This is a genomic window from Rhodoferax sp. EU05-FHT12H12 (genome assembly GCF_058791215.1).
On record NZ_JBYTDI010000003.1, the window covers coordinates 41,181 to 58,582 of the forward strand.

General features: G+C 64.9%; 16 protein-coding genes. 6 read left to right on the plus strand and 10 right to left on the minus strand.

Annotated features, from left to right (window positions below; genetic code table 11):
- Positions 1-6: 6 nt before the first annotated feature.
- Genes AC3WS7_RS09645 through AC3WS7_RS09665 form a run of 5 tightly spaced genes read right to left on the minus strand, consistent with a single transcriptional unit; the run spans position 7 to position 3,458 of the window.
- A complete protein-coding gene (locus AC3WS7_RS09645; protein WP_492656209.1) occupies positions 7-630 on the minus strand; it encodes a hypothetical protein in 624 nt (207 codons plus the stop codon).
- Entirely contained in the window at positions 627-1,937 is a 1,311-nt protein-coding gene (locus tag AC3WS7_RS09650) for a PilW family protein (protein WP_492656210.1), read from the minus strand. The genes AC3WS7_RS09645 and AC3WS7_RS09650 overlap by 4 nt, the downstream gene beginning before the upstream one ends.
- Positions 1,934-2,374 (minus strand): type IV pilus modification protein PilV, encoded by a 441-nt coding sequence (pilV, locus tag AC3WS7_RS09655; RefSeq protein ID WP_492656211.1) that lies wholly within the window; start codon positions 2,372-2,374, stop codon positions 1,934-1,936. The genes AC3WS7_RS09650 and pilV overlap by 4 nt, the downstream gene beginning before the upstream one ends.
- A complete protein-coding gene (locus AC3WS7_RS09660) occupies positions 2,371-3,003 on the minus strand; it encodes a GspH/FimT family pseudopilin (protein WP_492656212.1) in 633 nt (210 codons plus the stop codon). The genes pilV and AC3WS7_RS09660 overlap by 4 nt, the downstream gene beginning before the upstream one ends.
- Positions 2,970-3,458: a type IV pilin protein gene (locus AC3WS7_RS09665; protein ID WP_492656213.1), complete on the minus strand. Its 489-nt coding sequence runs from the start codon at positions 3,456-3,458 to the stop codon at positions 2,970-2,972. The genes AC3WS7_RS09660 and AC3WS7_RS09665 overlap by 34 nt, the downstream gene beginning before the upstream one ends.
- Before the next feature lie 135 nt (positions 3,459-3,593).
- Here AC3WS7_RS09665 and AC3WS7_RS09670 point away from each other — a divergent pair, with 135 nt between their 5' ends.
- The 4 genes from AC3WS7_RS09670 (at position 3,594) to AC3WS7_RS09685 (ending at position 7,354) form a co-directional block, all read left to right on the plus strand.
- The gene (locus AC3WS7_RS09670; protein WP_492656214.1) at positions 3,594-5,189 is read left to right on the plus strand and encodes an ATP-binding protein; all 1,596 of its coding nucleotides are present in this window, start codon (positions 3,594-3,596) and stop codon (positions 5,187-5,189) included.
- Entirely contained in the window at positions 5,179-5,886 is a 708-nt protein-coding gene (locus tag AC3WS7_RS09675) for a response regulator (protein ID WP_492656215.1), read from the plus strand. The genes AC3WS7_RS09670 and AC3WS7_RS09675 overlap by 11 nt, the downstream gene beginning before the upstream one ends.
- Before the next feature lie 22 nt (positions 5,887-5,908).
- Positions 5,909-6,880, plus strand: coding sequence for an AEC family transporter (locus AC3WS7_RS09680; RefSeq protein ID WP_492656216.1), 972 nt, complete (start codon positions 5,909-5,911; stop codon positions 6,878-6,880).
- A 120-nt stretch (positions 6,881-7,000) separates the two neighbouring features.
- Positions 7,001-7,354 (plus strand): hypothetical protein, encoded by a 354-nt coding sequence (locus AC3WS7_RS09685; protein ID WP_492656217.1) that lies wholly within the window; start codon positions 7,001-7,003, stop codon positions 7,352-7,354.
- Positions 7,355-7,587: 233 nt separating this feature from the next.
- Here AC3WS7_RS09685 and priA read toward each other — a convergent pair whose 3' ends face one another.
- The 5 genes from priA to AC3WS7_RS09710 form a co-directional block, all read right to left on the minus strand.
- Positions 7,588-9,726 carry a replication restart helicase PriA gene (priA, locus tag AC3WS7_RS09690; RefSeq protein ID WP_492656218.1) on the minus strand — a complete coding sequence of 713 codons (2,139 nt, stop codon included), beginning with the start codon at positions 9,724-9,726 and terminating at the stop codon, positions 7,588-7,590.
- A gap of 373 nt (positions 9,727-10,099) precedes the next feature.
- The gene (gene hemE / locus AC3WS7_RS09695; RefSeq protein ID WP_492656533.1) at positions 10,100-11,218 is read right to left on the minus strand and encodes a uroporphyrinogen decarboxylase; all 1,119 of its coding nucleotides are present in this window, start codon (positions 11,216-11,218) and stop codon (positions 10,100-10,102) included.
- Between the two features lie 70 nt (positions 11,219-11,288).
- The gene (locus AC3WS7_RS09700; RefSeq protein WP_492656219.1) at positions 11,289-11,699 is read right to left on the minus strand and encodes a CoA-binding protein; all 411 of its coding nucleotides are present in this window, start codon (positions 11,697-11,699) and stop codon (positions 11,289-11,291) included.
- A 9-nt stretch (positions 11,700-11,708) separates the two neighbouring features.
- Positions 11,709-13,952 carry a protein-disulfide reductase DsbD family protein gene (locus AC3WS7_RS09705; RefSeq protein WP_492656220.1) on the minus strand — a complete coding sequence of 748 codons (2,244 nt, stop codon included), beginning with the start codon at positions 13,950-13,952 and terminating at the stop codon, positions 11,709-11,711.
- A gap of 43 nt (positions 13,953-13,995) precedes the next feature.
- Positions 13,996-14,325, minus strand: coding sequence for a DUF167 domain-containing protein (locus tag AC3WS7_RS09710; protein ID WP_296471903.1), 330 nt, complete (start codon positions 14,323-14,325; stop codon positions 13,996-13,998).
- A 115-nt stretch (positions 14,326-14,440) separates the two neighbouring features.
- Here AC3WS7_RS09710 and AC3WS7_RS09715 point away from each other — a divergent pair, with 115 nt between their 5' ends.
- Positions 14,441-16,459: an ATP-binding protein gene (locus AC3WS7_RS09715; protein ID WP_296471905.1), complete on the plus strand. Its 2,019-nt coding sequence runs from the start codon at positions 14,441-14,443 to the stop codon at positions 16,457-16,459.
- Between the two features lie 19 nt (positions 16,460-16,478).
- A complete protein-coding gene (locus AC3WS7_RS09720) occupies positions 16,479-17,309 on the plus strand; it encodes a creatininase family protein (protein WP_492656221.1) in 831 nt (276 codons plus the stop codon).
- Positions 17,310-17,402 lie beyond the last annotated feature (93 nt).

Consider the following 17,402-nt stretch of genomic DNA (forward strand, 5'->3'; position numbering starts at 1 on the left):
CAGGCGCTACAGCGCGATGATCATTTGTTGAAAGGCTTGGGTGTTGCGCGGGCCGGTGATGCGCACCGTGATGCGATAAGTGGGGCGGGCGTCCGCCTTGATCCGCTTGAGCCGAGCGGTGCCACTCTGGGCTGCGTTGGACTCTTCTGCAATCGACACGCAATGGGTGGTGCTGAACGCACCTGAGCTGCTGCACTGCCTGTCAATCACGGTCCGGATGGTGATGCCTGCCGTGCTGTCCGTGAAGTCGGTAAGTGACATGCCTGATGCGGTGTAGGCACTGTCATTGATCAATACCTTGGGAATACCTTGCGCGTTGGATGCCAGCTGGGTGGCGCTGTAATTGGCGGTGAGTTGATCCGTTCGGCGGTTGACTTCGGATGCCAGCAAGGCCCCGCTGTTCAGTTCGTAAACCGCCTTGGACAGTCCGCGTTCGGCCTGGTTCAGCAGGTCGCGTTTGAAGGCAAAGTTGCCGGCCTGCAGCAGTGTATTGGTCGACGAGCGGGTGAGAGCTACCGCTGCGATCAGCATCAATACCAGGCACACCAGCGTGATGACCATGATGAAGCCTGACTGTTTGCGGCACGAGAGGGACGCCTGTTGGCAACGGGGGCGGCTTGCAAGCGTCATGGCAGCATCAGGGGGTTGCGCAGGGGGATGGTGAGCTCCAGGGCACGGTAGCGGTAGTGGCGCTCCAACCGGATGGGGTCTTCCGTGTCTGTTTTTAGGGGGCGGGTGTAGGTCAGTGCGCTTCCCAGGTCGGAGAACAAGGTGATCACGTTGGTCGTGACCACCTCCCGCTCCGATAAGCTGGTGCGTAATATCAGGCCAATCCGCACGGCCAGGATTTTTTGCAGGTAGTCATTGGCCGTGGTCAGCGTGGCACAGGAGGTCAGCCGTGCAGTGGCATCCACCGGCCGGCTCACGGTCTCCTGCATGGAACCGGCCATCAGTGCTGCCACGCTGTAGGTGGTGTCGGTGGGGCTCACCCATTCGGTGACGCTGATCGTGCCGTCGCAATTCTTGTCGATTCCGTAGAGAGCATGCAGCTCGAATACCCCGTCTGCACGCGCGACCGCTGCCCGGGTGGTGTCGCCCGCCGTATTGAGCAGGTCGTAGCTGAACAGGGTGTTGTTGTCGCCCACGCCGATGACCTGGAACTGCGGTGGGCGCCCGCTGGTGACGTTGCCCAGCACCATGGCTGCGCTGTTGTCGGACAGCGCGGACAAGCCGTTGTTGGTGTTGTGGTAGTTGCCGCTCAGGGTCATGGGAGTAGCGCCAGTCACAAAGCCGGAATCCGCTTGCTCGATGGTGCAATCGGCGGTATTGACCGACGTGATGGTGGTGCCGGTCGAGTCATAGTTGGGTGTGGTGCTTGGCTCCGCCTGGGCGATGAGCAGCACATCATTGGCGCTGAAGGCCGTGGTGTTGCCCAGCGTCAGCTGTGCGGCAGATGGAAACCCCGAGAACATGACGGGAACTCCGCCCGTCCCCGCAGCGCCTCCCATGACCACTAGCACGTCCGAGCTGCGTCCGCTGACGCTGGGGGTGGTCTGATTGGGGAGGATCAGGAGTGGCGCGAGGCGGAACTTCCCCACCGTGCCAGCGTTCACGCTGGCAAATGGGCTGGGTAGGGCACTGCCGGAGGGCAGGATTTGTGTGTTGCCGTAGTAGGCCTTGAGTGGGCACCCAAAGGAGTAGGCAGCAGACTTGGTAAAGCCGTTGCCTGCGTTGCGTACCCATTGGTCCAAAAGGTAGGCTACGTAGTTGCCTGCCTGGTTGGCATCGCTGGTGGAGGTGATGGTGCGCTTGCGACCTTCAGCGCTGCTCATGACGACAAACATGGCCAAGGTCAGAATCATCCCTATCAACAGCGCCACCATCAACTCAATCAAGGTGACGCCCCGCGCGTGCCTGCGCAATGATGTGCGCCTCATGGAATCACCACCTGGGTGAAGTAGGTGTTGCTTACGCCCGATGACTTGGACGGTGCATGCCAGGTAATCGTGACCTGGGTGGTCTTGATACCGGTTATCGAGTCGGTGGTGGTTTGCAGGCTTCCCAACGCATTGGGCAGCCCTGCGACTGTGGCGTTGGCCAAGCGCGCCTTCCATACCGTTTCGGTGGACGGTGAGGCCGTTCCTTCCGCCCACATGGCTGCAATGATTTCGTTGGCAAACATCGCGGCCCGGGAGCGGTCTTCTGCATCAACGGAATAGCTGATGGCCTTGGCCTGCATGGCCAGCATGCCCAGCACACCGAGGGAGAAAATCAGCAGGGACACTAGGGCTTCGATCAGGGTGGCGCCGGATTGCCGGTGCACCGCGGTGCGTGCGCCCGGACGATGGGTGAGTGGGCGGTGGCAGGCGGTCATGCCGGGCACCCATCGGGTGTGCTGGTGCCCAGTGTTCTGGCTGGGTCGCACATCCGTACCTGGCCGCCCACGCCCACATACACCTTGAGTGCACGGTCTGCCCCCGTGCGGGAGATGGTGTAGGTCTTGGTTCCGGCGGTGCATGCAACGCCCAGGACGTTGACCGCATCGGACGCGGCAATGGCCACCACGCTGCCCATGGAGCCAAAACACAGCACCGTGGAAGTGCTGGTGACGCTGACATCGCTTTGGCTGGCGTAGTTGCCGCCTTGTACATAGTCGGACGTCGTGGCTGTTTCACTGGTGGCACCACTGGCCAGGGGGAGCGCCTGCACATACCAGTTGCGCCCGCCGGTCGCGGGTGTCGCGCTTTTGGCCGGTGTGCTGTTGGTCACCACAAACACCGTGGGGCGGTTGCGCCGCATGGCTTCGGACTGGGCCATGCGCAGGCCATTGGCTATGTCTTCGGCCACACTGCGTACGCGGGCGTTGGCAATCCAGGTGCTGAACATGGGGGCCGCAATCAGCAGCAACAGGGACAAGATGGTCAGCGTCACCATCAGTTCAATCAAGCTGAATCCTTGCTGCCAAACTCTTAGCATGTGTCCCCCTTGCGCATGACCCAGCATGCCGCCGTGCTGCCGCCCCAGGCACTGGACAGCGTGCTGGTTTTGCTGTCGCTCTGCGTTAGGGTGTAGGAAAAGCCGCTGACCACGCCGGAGCCGGTGGCCGTGGCCGTGAAGGTGGTGGCGAAGCTGTCCGTGCTGCTGCATGCCACCGTGAACGGGGTGGGCTTGGTGTAGCTGACCGCGGTGGCCGTGCAAGGAGCGGTGGCCGTGCTGGTGGTCGCGTAGGTTCGGTTGTCCTGGTAGTGCTGCTCCATCTTGGCGCGCAGGCCTTGCAGCTCGTTGGTCATGGTGACCAGGTGTCCGCGCAGTACGTAGTCGCGGTAGGACGGGAGCGCGACGGCCGCCAGAATGCCGATCACGGCGACCGTGATCATCAATTCAATCAGGGTGAAACCGCGCGAAACGCTGGCAGGGGGGGGCTTTTTGCGTGCGTGCGCAAAGATGGGTAGGGACACAGGGAGCTCTCCAAACGACGTTAGGGAGCAAATTTGCCTGCCAACTTGGGATGCATTTGGGAGGGGGCTTGCCGGCCATCTCTGGGGTCCCGCCGTTGGTCGCCCTGCCTGCCGGGCGCATTACCATTGCAGGACATGGCTCAATCTAGGATCTTTCGTTTTTTCAGGCTGCCGGAAGCATGGGCGCGGTACCTGACCTTCCAACGCAAGGTATTTCTCGCCTTGGTCGTGCTTACCCTGAGCTTGCTGGTCCTGTTCATTGGGCTGTCCCGTTGGGGGCTGCAGCGCAGCCTGGGTGACTACGTGGCTGAAGTCGAGCTCTCGCGCATGGATTGGTTTGCGCTGAAGCTGGAGCGGGCCTATGCGGAGCGTGGCAGTAGCTGGCAATTTTTGGACGGTGACGAGGGGGCTTGGTTCCGGCTCCAGTTCATCGGACCACCTGGGGCGGAGCCTGATTTCCAGGGCGGCCCTCCCCCACCACCACCCGATGGCGGCGGGGGAGGGCCGCCCGACCGTGGACCGGGCCCGATGGGGGGGGCGCAGGATATGTTTTCGTCGCGCCCCCTGCCTCCGCCCCGGCCGGGCGGCATGGGGCCACCGGACTCGGTGTACCAGCGCACAGCACTTCTGGCGACGGATGGAAATTCGCGCATTGCTGGCAACGTACAGGCCATTGCAGCGGCTGCTCGGCGGCCGCTGTATTTCCAGAAGCAGCGCATCGGCTACCTGGCCATTGCCCCCATGCACAGCATGGCGACGGACGCCGGGCGCGCGTTTCTGGCAGGACAGTCGTTCTTCATCGTGACCACCGGGTGCGTGGGGGGGGTGTTGGCGCTGTCCTTGTCCTGGTGGCTGTCAGGTCGTTGGCTCCGTCCGATCCGGGAGCTCATCCAGGGGGCCGATGCGGTGGCGCACGGGGCGCTGGAAACGGTGGTGCCGGTGCGGGGCCATGACGAACTGTCGCACCTGTGCGAAACCTTCAATGGCATGACCCGGCAATTGCACGAAACGCAGGCCCAGCACCGCCGCTGGCTGGCCGATGTTGCGCATGAGCTGCGCACGCCGCTGGCAGCCATGCGGGCAGAGATTGAGGCCACCCAGGACGGTGTGCGCGCGTACACGCCCGCCACGGCCGAGCGGTTGCACCGGCAAGTGGTGCGCCTGGGGCAGCTGGTGGAAGACCTGCGCGCCAGCATGGGGCAGCGGGATGTCCCGACGCGACGGGTGGCTGGGGTCAACCCGCTGGACGTGCTGCTGGAGGCGCTGGGGTTTATGACCGAGCGTTTCCAGCGCGCCGGCATGCGGGTCGAGACGGGCGAGCTGCCTGTGCTGGCGAAGCAACCCATGGTGAGCATGGTCGCCGACACCGCGCAATTGCAGCAGGTATTCATCAACCTTCTGGAAAACGCCTTGCAGTACACCCGCCAGCCCGGCGTGGTGCAAATCAGTGCCAGTCTGCTGCCGCTGGGGCAGCTCCGCATCCGGCTGGAGGACTCCGCGCCCGCACCGGCGTCGGCGGACATGCCCCACCTGTTTGAGCGCCTCTACCGCGGCGACACCTCGCGCGGCCGTAGCACCGGCGGCTCTGGTCTGGGGCTGGCCATTTGCCAGACCCTCGTTCAGGCCCATGGTGGCAGCATCGCGGCCAGCGTTTCCACGCTGGGGGGCTTGTGCATCGAACTGGTGCTGCCCTTGCAGCACGGCACCCGGGAGGCTGGCCATGCCCGCTAACAGCCCGCAACAGACCGTGCTGGTGGTAGAGGACGAGGAGGACATCGCCTCTGTTGTGTTGGACTACCTGCGCTTCAACGGCTACGCGGCCGAGCGCCTGAGCGACGGCCTGGCTGCCATCAACCACATTGCCCAGCACCCGCCCGATCTGCTGTTGTTGGACGTCATGCTGCCCGGCTGCGACGGGTTTGCTGTGCTCCAGGCGATACGGCGCTTCACCCCCTTGCCCACCATCATGCTGACGGCCCGGGTAGAGGAGGTGGATCGCCTGCTCGGGCTGGACTGCGGCGCCGACGACTACATCTGCAAACCCTTCTCACCGCGCGAAGTGGTGTCCCGCGTGCGTGCCGTCCTGCGGCGCACTGCGGCCGCCCCCGAGGGTACGGCGGCGGTGGCCGCCCCGTTGCTACTGGATAGCAATCGTCGTCGGGCCAGCCTCTACGGCAAGCCCCTGCAATTGACCGGCAAGGAATTCGATATCCTGAAAACCTTGCACTCCAGTCCTGGCCGGGTCTACTCCCGCACCCAACTGCTGGAACTGGCGTACGCCGGTGAACTGGACGCCAATGAACGCGCGGTGGACAGCCACGTGAAGAACTTGCGCCGCAAGTTTGCCTTGGTCGACGCCCGACACGAATGGTTCCGCTCCGTATATGGTGTGGGCTTTGCGTTGGAAGACCCCTTTGCGCCCGATTGAGGCCGCAGACCGACCTCTGAACATGCTGCAAATCCTGACCGTTACTTTCCCCTTCTTCGCCCTGGTGCTCTGCGGCTACCTCGCCGCCCGCCGGGGCATGCTGCCGCTGGCGGCCATTCCCGGGCTCAACGGCTTTGTGCTGTTTTTTGCGCTGCCCTGCATGCTGTACCGCTTTGGCGCCAGCACCCCCATCGCCCAGTTGCTGGACGTGCATGTGGCGCTCACCTACCTGCTGTGTGCCCTCATCATGGTGGGGTTTGTGGTGGCCGTCACGCTGCACGGCCGCATCGGCTGGAACGACGCCGCTTTTGGCGCCCTGGTGGGCGCTTTTCCCAACACCGGCTTCATGGGCGTGCCCCTGCTCGTGGCGCTGATGGGCACACAGGCCGCGGGCCCGGCCATCGTCACCATCCTGGTGGACATGGTGATCACATCCTCCCTGTGTATTGCCCTCTCGCGCCTGGGCGGTACCGATGGGGTGTCGGCCACCCAGGCCGCCAAAAACGCGCTCAAGGGCGTGGCCGCGAATCCCATGCCCTGGTCCATTTTGTTGGGGGCCCTGGTGTCGGCCCTGCAACTGGAGCTTCCCAAACCGGTGGTGACCACCGTGGGCCTACTCGCCGATGCGGCCTCGCCGGTGGCGCTGTTCACGATTGGCGCGGTGCTGGCCCGCTCCCAAATGCTGGCCAAGGACGACAAAACCCACGAAGTGCATTGGCAGGAGTACGTGCCCGTGGCGTTGATCAAGCTGTTTTTGCACCCGCTGCTGGTGCTGCTGGTCGGCGTGTCGGCCGTGAGCCTGGGCGTGCCGATCGACAAGTTTGCCTTGACCGTGCTGGTGCTGCTGTCCGCGCTGCCCAGCGCCAGCAATGTGTCGCTGCTGGCCGAGCGCTTTGGCGCGGACAACGGGCGCATTGCCCGCATCATTCTGGTGTCCACCGCGGCCGCGTTTTTTACCTTCTCCGGGGCTGTGGCCCTGATGGTTGGTATTTGATTGCTATTGTTTTGATAGCTTTTTGCGCATATTCCACGGGCGCTAGAGCCTTGTTTGGCTTAAAAATGGCACTGCCCCCAGGTTTGGTGGTGGCTTTGCCCGGCGCTGCACAATAGGGCGATGGACGTTCTTACCCATCTCATTTCCTCCATTAGCCGCCTCGCCCTCAAGCTGGTGCTATTGGCGGCGGCCCTCATCTTTGCCTTGAGCCTGCTGTGCGTGGCCTTGCTGAGTCTGGCGTTTGTGCTGCTCAAAGCCTTGCTCACCGGCCGCAAGCCCGCGTTTGTGACCACCTTCCAGCACTTCAACCAAGCCCGCCAGCAGTTCAGGCGTGGTGGTTTTGGCGCTGCTGGCACGACTGCGGCAGGAGGCTTCGCACACAAGGCCCCGGCTGCCGATGTGGTGGATGTGCAGGCCCACGAAGTGCGCAACGACCAGGCGCTGCCTTACGGGGCTTCGTCCGACAAATCCTGAGTTTTTGGGGCTGGGTTTTTGGCCACGGGTGTGAGCGCGTGACGTAGGTGCGTACTCGGCACTCAGCCAAAGTCGTAACGCAGGGACGGATACCCGGTTCACCGTCCCTGCCCACCCCTTGGCTTGCAACGCGGCATTTTCATCCCTCTCGACAGGCCCAGGGCGAGTTAAGTTTGCTATCAATACAATAGCTTCTTGCGCAAGTAGTAAGCGGGCCAGAGCCCTAAAAGACTCTAAATCGCCAGCGGATCCACATCAATTGCCCAGCGGATCAGGCCCTTGCATTCGGGCTGGCTGCGGGTGGCGTGCAGCACGTTTTGCCAGCCATTCAAAAACTGCTGCAGCGCCGCGCGCGAGGGGCTCTCAATCAGCATCTGGGCGCGCTCCACATTGGCTACGCGCTGGATGGTCATGGGTACGGCGGGGTACAGCGTGAGCTGGTCCAGCACCGGAGCCCAGCCGTCCCACGCCAACATCTCGGTTTGCGCAAATGTGCGTGCGGCGTTCAGAAAGGCCTGTGCGGCTTCCTGTGTTTTGGCGTCCGCGCGCACCAAAGCCTGGGCGCTGAAGGGCGGCATGGCGGCCTGCTCGCGTTCCTTGAGCTGCTGCTCGGCAAAGGCCGGGTAGTCGTGGCGCTTGAGTGCGGCGTACAGCGGGTGCGTGGGCTGGAAGGTCTGAATCCACACCTCGCTTTGTGCGCCTAAGGACGCATCACGCCCGGCGCGGCCCGCGGCCTGCATCAAGAGGCTGAACAGGCGCTCGGGCGCACGGAAGTCGCTGCTGAACAGCGCGTTGTCGGGGTTGACGGCGGCCACCAGCGTGATGCGGCGAAAGTCGTGGCCCTTGGCAATCATCTGTGTGCCCACCAGGATGTCCACATCGCCCGCGTGCACAGCGGCCAGTTGTTCTTCCAGCGCGCCCTTGAGGCGGGTCGAGTCGGCATCGATGCGGGCAATGCGCAGGTGCTCGCCCTTCGGGTTTTGTGGCGTCACCGAGCCCGCGCGGCGCACGTCCACCAGCAGTTCGGCCAGGTGTTCTTCCAGCTGCTCGGTGCCGCGGCCCAGGGGCGCGATGTCCACATTGCCGCAGTCCGGGCAGGCGCGTGGCACGCGCTCGGTAAAGCCGCAGTGGTGGCAGCGCAGCGTGCGGTCAATCTTGTGGAACACCCGGAAGGCGCTGCAGTGCGGGCATTCGCTTTTCCAGCCGCAGTCGTCGCAGGCCAGCACCGGGGCGTAGCCGCGCCGGTTCAAAAACACCATGCACTGCTCGCCGCGCGCCACGCGTTCCTTGATGGCGTCGACCAGTGGCAGCGAAAACACCGCCTTGCGCGGCTGGTGGTTCATGTCCACCCGACGCACCAGCGGCAGCTTGCTGGCTTCGCCCACGCGGCTGGGCATGTGCAGGCGCAAGTAGCGTCCTCCGTCCTCAGCCGGGCGGCTGTGGTGCCAGCTCTCCAGCGAGGGCGTGGCCGAGCCGAGGATGACCTTGGCGCCTTCGAGCTTGCCGCGGTACACCGCCAGGTCGCGTGCCGAGTAGCGCGCGCCCTCACTGCTTTTGTAGCTGGGGTCGTGCTCCTCGTCCACCACGATCAGGCGCAGTTTGGGCAGGCTGGCAAACACCGCCATGCGCGTGCCCAGCACGATGCGCGCCGCGCCACCGTGGGCGGTCAGCCAGCTTTTCAGGCGCTGGGGGTTGGTCATGCCGCTGTGCAGGCTCACCACCGCATGTTCGCCATACAGCGGCGCAAACCGGGCCTTGAAGCGTTCTTCGAGCTGCGGCGTGAGGTTGATTTCGGGCACCATGATCAGCGCCTGGGCGTCCGGGTCGGCCGCCAGCAGCTTGTGCACGCAGTGCAAATAGACCTCGGTCTTGCCGCTGCCGGTGGCGCCAAACAGCAAAAACGGCCCCGGGTGTGTGGCAATCTGGCCCACCACCGTGGCTTGCTCGTGCGTCAGGGCTGGCACGGCCAGCACGGCGCCGCTGGCACCTTCGGCCGGTTTTTTGCGCTTGAGGCGGCGTGCCATCTGTTCGGGGCTCAGTTCGCGCAGTTGGGGCGGCAGGGCGGCCAGCGCCACTTCGCCCGCCGAGCGCTGGTAATAGCTGGCAGTGAATGTAAGCAATTGTTGCCATTGGGCCGAGAGCGGTGCAACGCCCTCCAGCGCCCCGGCAATCGCCCGCACCTTGCCCGGATCGAACTCGCCGGTGGCCTCGCCGCCGCCGCTGTCCCACACCACGCCCAGGGTCTCGCGGCTCCCCAGGGGCACACGCACCAGCGTGCCGGCCGGTAGCGGTTGCTCACTTTGGTAGGTCAGCACCGGCCCCAGTGCGGCATGCGCAGGTGTGTTCACCAGCACGGGCAACCAGCAGCTCATGGGGTGGTCACCCGTCCGGCAAAGGTGGGGTAGCGATAGTTCGGCACTTGGACTAATTTATTGATGTGAACTGGCGAAACAATGTCTAAGTACTTGATTTCAAAGCGCTTTACAGTTCGTTCACGTTTTCTGTGGATAACTTTGTTGATATCTGTGCTTCGCCCCTGCCGAAGCCTTGTAAATCAAGGGTTTGCTTGCAATGCCCAGAAAAAAAGCAAACTTTAAATTCCTTATGAATCAAGCACTTGCGGGCGCTATTTCTTTTGTAGCGGCCATCCCCCAAGCAGGGGAAGGGATAACCCTAGCCCGCCCATTTTTGTGCATAAGTAAGTTTGCGGAACTTGGGTTTGGTGCATGAATCGTGGTAATGGAATTAGCCGCGCAGGCGTTTGGAGTGGTTGTGCACCGCCTCCACCAGCGCCGCCACATGCTCGGGCGGTGTGTACTGGCTGATGCCGTGGCCCAGGTTAAAGATGTGCGAGGGGCCGGTGCCTGCACCTTGGTAGGGCGTGCCAAAACTGTCCAGCACCTTGGCCACTTCGGTTTGGATAGCAGCGGGTGGCGCAAACAGGACGTTGGGGTCGATATTGCCTTGCAGGGCTTTGCCCGGACCGTTCTCGGTGCCGCCCACCAGTGCGCGCGCCTGGGCCAGGTTCACGGTCCAGTCCAGGCCGAGCACCTCGCAGTCCAGTGCTTGCATGTCCTTGAGCCACAGGCCACCGCCCTTGGTGAACACAATGCGCGGCACCACCTTGCCGTCGCTGCCATGGCGCTTGAGTTGCTTGAGCACGCGGGCGGTGTAGGCCAGGCTGAAGCTCTGGAACGCGCCATCGGCCAGCACGCCGCCCCAGCTGTCAAAAATCATCACCGCCTGGGCACCCGCGTCGATTTGTGCGTTCAGGTAGGCCGCCACCGAGTCTGCATTGATGGCCAGCATGGTGTGCATCAAGTCTGGGCGGCTGTAGAGCATGGTTTTGACCAGGCGGTAGTCGTCCGAGCCCTTGCCCTCCACCATGTAGCAGGCCAGCGTCCAGGGGCTGCCGCTAAAACCAATCAGCGGCACGCGGCCTTTGCCATCTTGCGTCAGTGCTTTGCGGATGCTGCTGACCGCGTCAAACACGTACTGCAGCTTGGCCATGTCGGGCACTTCCAGCTTGGCCACATCGGCTTCGGTCTTGATGGGGCTGGCAAAGCGCGGGCCTTCGCCCTGGGCAAAACTCAGGCCCAGGCCCATGGCGTCGGGCACGGTGAGGATGTCGCTGAACAAGATCGCCGCGTCCAGCGGGTAACGCTCCAGCGGTTGCAGGGTGACTTCGGTGGCGTACTGGGTGTTGGTGGCCAGGCCCATGAAGCTGCCCGCGGTCGCCCGCGTAGCCACGTACTCAGGCAGGTAGCGCCCGGCTTGGCGCATCAGCCACACGGGGGTGTGTGGTGTGGCCTGGCGCATGCAGGCCTGAAGAAATGTGGGGTTGTGCAGGGCGTCAAAAGACAGGGAGGCGTTGGTGTCGGTCATGGACCGATTGTCGCAGTTTGGCCCCACCCGGCCTTTGTCTTGCCTCAAGTCAAGGCGACAGGCGGGCGTGCTCCACCAGCAGGCACTTGTCCTGCACACACAACAGGCCTGCGGCCCGGGCGTGGGCCAGTGCGGCGTCGTGGCGTATGCCCAGTTGCAGCCAGAGGGCCGGTGCGCCAATGGCAATCGCCTCGTCCACCACGGGCGGCACGTCCTCGCTGTTGCGGAACACATCCACCAGGTCGATCGTTGTGTGCGCGGCGGCCTCGGTCAGGTTGCGGTAGACCTTTTCTCCCAGGATCTCGGTGGCATTGGGGTTGATGGGCACGACGCGCCAGCCCTGGCGTTGCAGGTACTGCGCCACCTTGAAACTGTCGCGGTGCGGCTTGGGCGAGAGGCCCACCACGGCCACGGTCAGGGGTTTGCGGACCAGTTGGGCAATGGTCTGGGCTTCGGTCATGGCGGCGTCCTACAAAGTGGCAATCGCGCGGCGCAGCTCGCCGGGCGTCAATATTTCAGACAGCACCACCGGCGTTTTGCCGGGGGCGTAGAGCACATACACCGGCACACCGCTGCGGCCCAGGGCCTGCAGGGCCTGGGTGATGGCGGGGTCGCGCCGTGTCCAGTCGGCGCGCAGCAGCGTGACCCGCTTGGCGGCAAAGTCGGCTTGCACGTCGGTGTTGTTGAGCGTGGTTTTCTTGTTCACCTGGCACGTGATGCACCAGGCCGCGGTGAAGTCCACAAACACCGGCTGGCCTTGCGCCAGTGCGGCCTGCACGCTGTTTGGGGCCCAGGGGCGCCAGCTGTCGGCGCTGGTCGTGGAGGCGCTGGCTTCTACCTTGGCATCTGCAAAACCCAAGAGGTAGGGGCCACTGGCCCAGGCGAATAGTGCGCAAGCAGCTATCGAAATGCTAGCAAGCAAGGCGCGGGCGCGACCTTTCAGATTCAGCGACCAGACCAGCATGCACACGCCCAGGATCAGCAGCAGCAGGCTGCCCGCACCGTCCACCCCGCTCAAATGCCCCAGCACCCACACCAGCCAGACCACCGTGGCCGCCATGGGGAAGGCCAGGAAGTGGCGCAGCGTGTCCATCCAGGCGCCGGGCTTGGGCAACCAACGGGCCACGGCGGGTACCCAGCTGGCCAGCAGGTAGGGCAGGGCCAAGCCCAGGCCCAGCGCTGCAAAAATGGCCAGCGCCTGCGCGCCCGGCAGGGTGATGGCGTAACCCAGCGACGCACCCATGAACGGTGCGGTGCAAGGCGAAGCCACCGCCACCGCCAGCACGCCGGACAAAAAGGCCTCGGCCACCGGGTGGCGCAGCTGCAGCGTGGCCAGGCGCTGCGGCAGCACGCTACCTATATGGAGCCAGCCCGCCAGGTTTAGCGCAATGAGGGTGAACAGCAGCGCCAGCGCCACCACCACACCGGGGGTTTGCAACTGAAACCCCCAGCCCAACTGCTCGCCCCCGGCGCGCAGCGCCAGCAGCAGGCCGCCCAGCGCCAGAAACGACACCACCACCCCCGCGGTGTACGCCAAGCCTTGGGCGCGTTGGGCAGCGCGGGACTGGCCACTCTGCGCGGCAAATCCCAGCACTTTGATGGCCAGCACCGGGAACACGCAGGGCATGAGGTTGAGGATCAGACCGCCCAGCAAGGCCGTGGCCAGCACCCACAGCAGGCTGCCCGGCACGGCAGCAGCGGGGGGCTGGGCTTGTTGGGCATTGGCGGCCAGCGCGGCTTGCAGCGCGGCGGGCACCTCGGCGCGGGCTGCCGTGGCGGGCCAGCTGCCTTGCACCGCAGCCTCGGCACGCAGGCGCTCGTCGCCCTGCACCAGCACCCAGGCCACGGTGGTGGGGCCGGTGGTGCGCTGGGCCGAGTGCGGCACCTGGGCGCTCCACACGCCGTCTTGCCAGCCCTGGGTGCCAGCTTGGGTGGCCGTGCCGGACGTCACCCCATCGCCGTCGCCTGGCAGGGCGGGGGTGTGCAGCAACTCGTGGGTTTCGGGGAAGGCATTGACCGCCTTGCCGCGCCAGCTGGCGGGCAGGCCGCTGACACGCAGCGCCATGCCGGTGTCGGACACGGTGGCTTGCGCCGCGCCGGCAAATGGCTTGGGTGCGGCGGCCCAGGCGGCCTCAAAACTGGCCCGGTGCAGCGCGGTGGAGCCGCGCAGCGGCAGGTGCAGCGCAAACACGCCGTCTTGCGGGATGCATTCCTGGCGGCACACCAGCCAGCTGGCCGAGAGGCGCAGCTCCAGATCCTGCGACAGCCCGCCGGGGCGGAAGTCGGGCGCAATGGTCAGCGGCACCGGCAGCAGCACCGTTCCCTCAAAGCCCAGGTTGGCCAGGCTGCCAATGGCAATCTTGTGGGGCGTGGGCCAGGCGATCTCGCCCGCCGTCACGCCGGCGGGCAGCGTCCAGGCCAGTGTGGTGGGCAGTCCGGAGTCGCCGGGGTTCTTCCAGTAGGTGTGCCACTGCGGTTGGTGCTGCAACTGCAGCCCCAGCCACACCTGGGCACCCGGCGCCACGCCTTGGGGCGCGTAGGCCAGCAGTTCGGCGCGTACCTGTTCGGTCTGTACGACCGCAGTGGTAGCGCCGGTTTTTGTATCAAATTGGGCTCTAGCGCCCGTGGATGCTGCGCAAGCAGCTATAAAAACAAGAGCAATCTGGGCGCGCCAAAGGGCTGGGCGCAGGAATCGGAGGGACAACAAGTTCATTGCAGGGTGGGAGCCGCGGCGAGTCGAATAGTTCCGGGGGGCGTCACGGAGGTGGGGCCGTGGCGGTGAAGACGGCGGGGAGTTTCTTGGGCGCGCGGATGCGCAGTTGCTTGTTCACATTCTCCTGGCCAAACACCACGGTGATGTCGGCCACGGCAACGCCAAACAAGGGGGCCAGAAAGCGCACCATATGGTCCGTGGCTTTTCCGTTTTGCGGTGCTGCGGTCACGCTCACCTTGAGTTGGGGGCCCTTGGGCTTGCCAATGGCATCTTTGCTGGCGGCGGGTTTGCCCAGAATATTGACGATCAGGGTGTCGCCATCCCAGGCAAAAAAGGAATCGCCGGTGGCGTTACGGGGGCGCGGGGAAGACATGCGCGCATCATAGAGGGCGTGTACCCTGCATGCTTTTTGCTTGACCACGGCCAAGGTGCGCATGGATACTTTGCGCCAGAGCCCCATCGCCATCACCTTCAGGGAGTGAGCAGTTTTGCCCCAGTCAGCCGGTTTTGCAGCGCGTTTCCCCGTCCTGTCCTTGCGCCAGACGCTGATGCTGGGGGTGGCGCTGGGCATTCTGTTGCCGGCGTTGTTTTTGGCCTATTTTCAGGTCACCGCCAAGCTCAAGACCGAGGTGGCCCTGCGTGTAGAGGCGCCCATGCGGCAGTATGCCGAGGTGCTCTCGCGCGGCATGGCGGTGGCGGTGTGGAACCTGGACCGCGGTGTGGCCAGCGAGCTGGTGGACGCGGTGATGCGCAACCCCGATGTGGTGAGCGTGACCGTGACCGACGAGTTCCAGGACGTATTTGTGCGCAAACACAACGAGGCCCTGCCGCCCGGCACCACGCTGAGCGACCAGCGCGACATCATCTACAACGGCACCCGTGTCGGCCGGCTCACGGTGGAGATGACGGCCCAGCGCATCGAGCGAGAGATGCGCCAGGACCTGCTGCGTTTTGCGCTGGCCCTGGTGCTGCAGATGGCACTGGCCTTTCTGGTGATCTGGCCGCTGTTCAACCGCCGTGTGCTCAAACCCCTGCTGGAACTGCGCGGCGACGCCCTGCGGTTGGCGCGCGGCGAACTGGCGCTGCCCCTGTCGTCCCAGCGCAAGGACGAAATGGGTGAGCTGGCCCATGCGCTGGACACCATGCGTACCGACCTGGCGGCGCTCATGACTGAGCGTGAGCAAAAGACCCTGGCCCTGCAGCTGGAGCTGGCCGAGCGTGAGCGCACGGAGGAGGCGCTGCGCGTGAGCCAGACCAAGTTCAAGGCCATTTTTGATGCCTCGCCGGTGTCCATGTCGGTATCGCGCGTGGAGGGCCATGACACCCAGACCATGGACGTGAACAGCGCCTGGGTGCGGGTGTTCGGCCTGGAGCGCGACGTGGCCATCGGTTCCAACGGTGCGCGCACCGGCATCTGGAAAGACGCGGCCCAGCGCGAGGAGGGCAACCGCATCCTGCGCGAGCGCGGCGAGCTGACGGGCTACCGCGCCTGGATGCTGCACGGCGTGACGCGGGCCGAGATGCTGTGCGAGTTGTCGGGCCGCATGGTGGTGCTGGGCGGTGAGCGGGTGCTCATCATGGCCTTTGACGACATCACCGCCAAACACCGCTACGAGGAAAACATCCTGCAGCTCAACGCCACGCTGGAGCACCGGGTGCAGGAGCGCACGCAGGAGCTGTCCAGCACGCTCGCCCAGCTCACCGCGGCGCAAGGCGAGCTGGTGCGGGCCGAAAAAATGTCGGCCCTGGGTTCGCTGGTGGCCGGCATCGCGCACGAACTCAACACCCCCATCGGCAACAGCCTGACCGTGGCCAGCACCCTGCAGGACCACGCCAACGCTTTTGGCAACAGCATGGCCCAGGGCCTCACGCGCAGCCGCCTGGAGGAGTTTGTGGGCAACACCCGGCAGGGGGCCAGCATTCTGATGCGCGGCCTGCAACACGCCGCCGAGCTGGTGTCCAGTTTCAAGCAGGTGGCGGTGGACCAGACCAGCCTGAACCGCCGCACCTTCGACCTGCAGGCCACGGTCAGCGAAATTCTGCTCACCCTGGGGCCCACCATCCGCAAGTCCAGCCACCTGGTGGAGTGCGACATTGCCGACGGCATCGTCATGGACAGCTACCCCGGCCCATTGGGCCAGGTGCTCACCAACCTGATCAACAACGCCCTGCTGCACGCCTTCGAGGGGATGGAGCGTGGAACGGTGCAGGTCAGCGCTGCCCTGACGAATGAGGGCACCGTGCGCCTGCTGGTGCGTGACAACGGGGCGGGCATTCCCCCCGCGCACTTGCCGCGTGTGTTCGACCCCTTCTTCACCACCAAGCTGGGCCAGGGCGGCAGCGGCCTGGGCCTCAACATCGTCTACAACCTGGTGACCAAGTCGCTGGGGGGCACCGTGCATGTGGCCAGCAACCCCGGCCAGGGCGCCACCTTCAGCATGGTGCTGCCACGCAGCGCTCCGGCGGTCGCGTTTGACCAGTCCGAGCCCGAAACCCTGGCGCATTAGCGTGGCCTAAGATAGGCGCATGCAAAACCCCTCCCGCTTCTGGGCCGACTGGAGCACGCGCGACTTTGCGCAACGGCAAGCCGACGGTCAGCTGAGTTCCACCATCGCCGTGTTGCCCGTGGCCGCCACCGAGCAGCATGGCCCACACCTGCCGCTGCGGGTGGACACCGCCTTGGTGGATGGGGTGGTGGCCGCTGCGGTGCCGCATCTTCCCGCCGACCTGCCCGCGCTGTTTTTGCCCACGCAAGCAGTAGGCTTCAGCCCCGAGCACGCGCAGTTCGCGGGCACCCTGACGTTCAAGGCCGAGACGGTGATTCGCCTGTGGACCGAGCTGGGCGAGAGCGTGGCGGCCACGGGCGTCAAGAAACTGGTCTTGCTCAATTCCCACGGCGGGCAGGTGGGCCTGTTGGATGTGGTGGCGCGTGACCTGCGTGCGCGGCTGGGCATACTGGTTTACAGCGTGAACTGGTTTGGCCTGCCGCTTGCCGGCCCGGCCGGTGAGGATGTCAATGCCTTGTTCAGCGCGCACGAACACCGCTTTGGTATCCACGCAGGTGAGATTGAAACCTCCATGATGCTGGCCCTGGCGCCCGAGCAGGTGGCCATGGCGCAGGCACAAAACTTTGCGTCCACCTCTGAAGACCGCGCGAAGAAATTTGCGATTTTGGGCAATGGCAAAAGCGCCAAGCTGGGCTGGCAGATGCAGGACTACAACCCCGCCGGGGCCGTGGGCAATGCGGCTGCCGCCACGGCCGACAAAGGCCGCGCCGTGCTGGACGCCGCAGGCCGCGCCCTGGCGCAAACGCTGGCCGAGATTCACCGGCTCCCGGCCGACACGCTGCGCAACTAGCCCCCCACGCTCCACCGCTGTGCGGGTCGCTGCCCCCCAAGGGGGCTAACTCGCCTTGGGGCGGCTCGGCGGCGAGATGTTGCCCCCACGCTC

Bases quoted from the DNA above. Each gene is read 5' to 3' on its own strand.
- pilV (WP_492656211.1), bottom strand. From the start codon at position 2,374: ATGACCGCCTGCCACCGCCCACTCACCCATCGTCCGGGCGCACGCACC.
- AC3WS7_RS09685 (WP_492656217.1), top strand. From the start codon at position 7,001: ATGGACGTTCTTACCCATCTCATTTCCTCCATTAGCCGCCTCGCCCTC.
- AC3WS7_RS09675 (WP_492656215.1), top strand. From the start codon at position 5,179: ATGCCCGCTAACAGCCCGCAACAGACCGTGCTGGTGGTAGAGGACGAG.
- AC3WS7_RS09650 (WP_492656210.1), bottom strand. From the start codon at position 1,937: ATGAGGCGCACATCATTGCGCAGGCACGCGCGGGGCGTCACCTTGATT.
- AC3WS7_RS09660 (WP_492656212.1), bottom strand. From the start codon at position 3,003: ATGCTGGGTCATGCGCAAGGGGGACACATGCTAAGAGTTTGGCAGCAA.
- AC3WS7_RS09700 (WP_492656219.1), bottom strand. From the start codon at position 11,699: ATGACCGAAGCCCAGACCATTGCCCAACTGGTCCGCAAACCCCTGACC.
- AC3WS7_RS09710 (WP_296471903.1), bottom strand. From the start codon at position 14,325: ATGTCTTCCCCGCGCCCCCGTAACGCCACCGGCGATTCCTTTTTTGCC.
- AC3WS7_RS09705 (WP_492656220.1), bottom strand. From the start codon at position 13,952: ATGAACTTGTTGTCCCTCCGATTCCTGCGCCCAGCCCTTTGGCGCGCC.
- AC3WS7_RS09670 (WP_492656214.1), top strand. From the start codon at position 3,594: ATGGCTCAATCTAGGATCTTTCGTTTTTTCAGGCTGCCGGAAGCATGG.
- AC3WS7_RS09645 (WP_492656209.1), bottom strand. From the start codon at position 630: ATGACGCTTGCAAGCCGCCCCCGTTGCCAACAGGCGTCCCTCTCGTGC.
- AC3WS7_RS09720 (WP_492656221.1), top strand. From the start codon at position 16,479: ATGCAAAACCCCTCCCGCTTCTGGGCCGACTGGAGCACGCGCGACTTT.
- priA (WP_492656218.1), bottom strand. From the start codon at position 9,726: ATGAGCTGCTGGTTGCCCGTGCTGGTGAACACACCTGCGCATGCCGCA.
- AC3WS7_RS09680 (WP_492656216.1), top strand. From the start codon at position 5,909: ATGCTGCAAATCCTGACCGTTACTTTCCCCTTCTTCGCCCTGGTGCTC.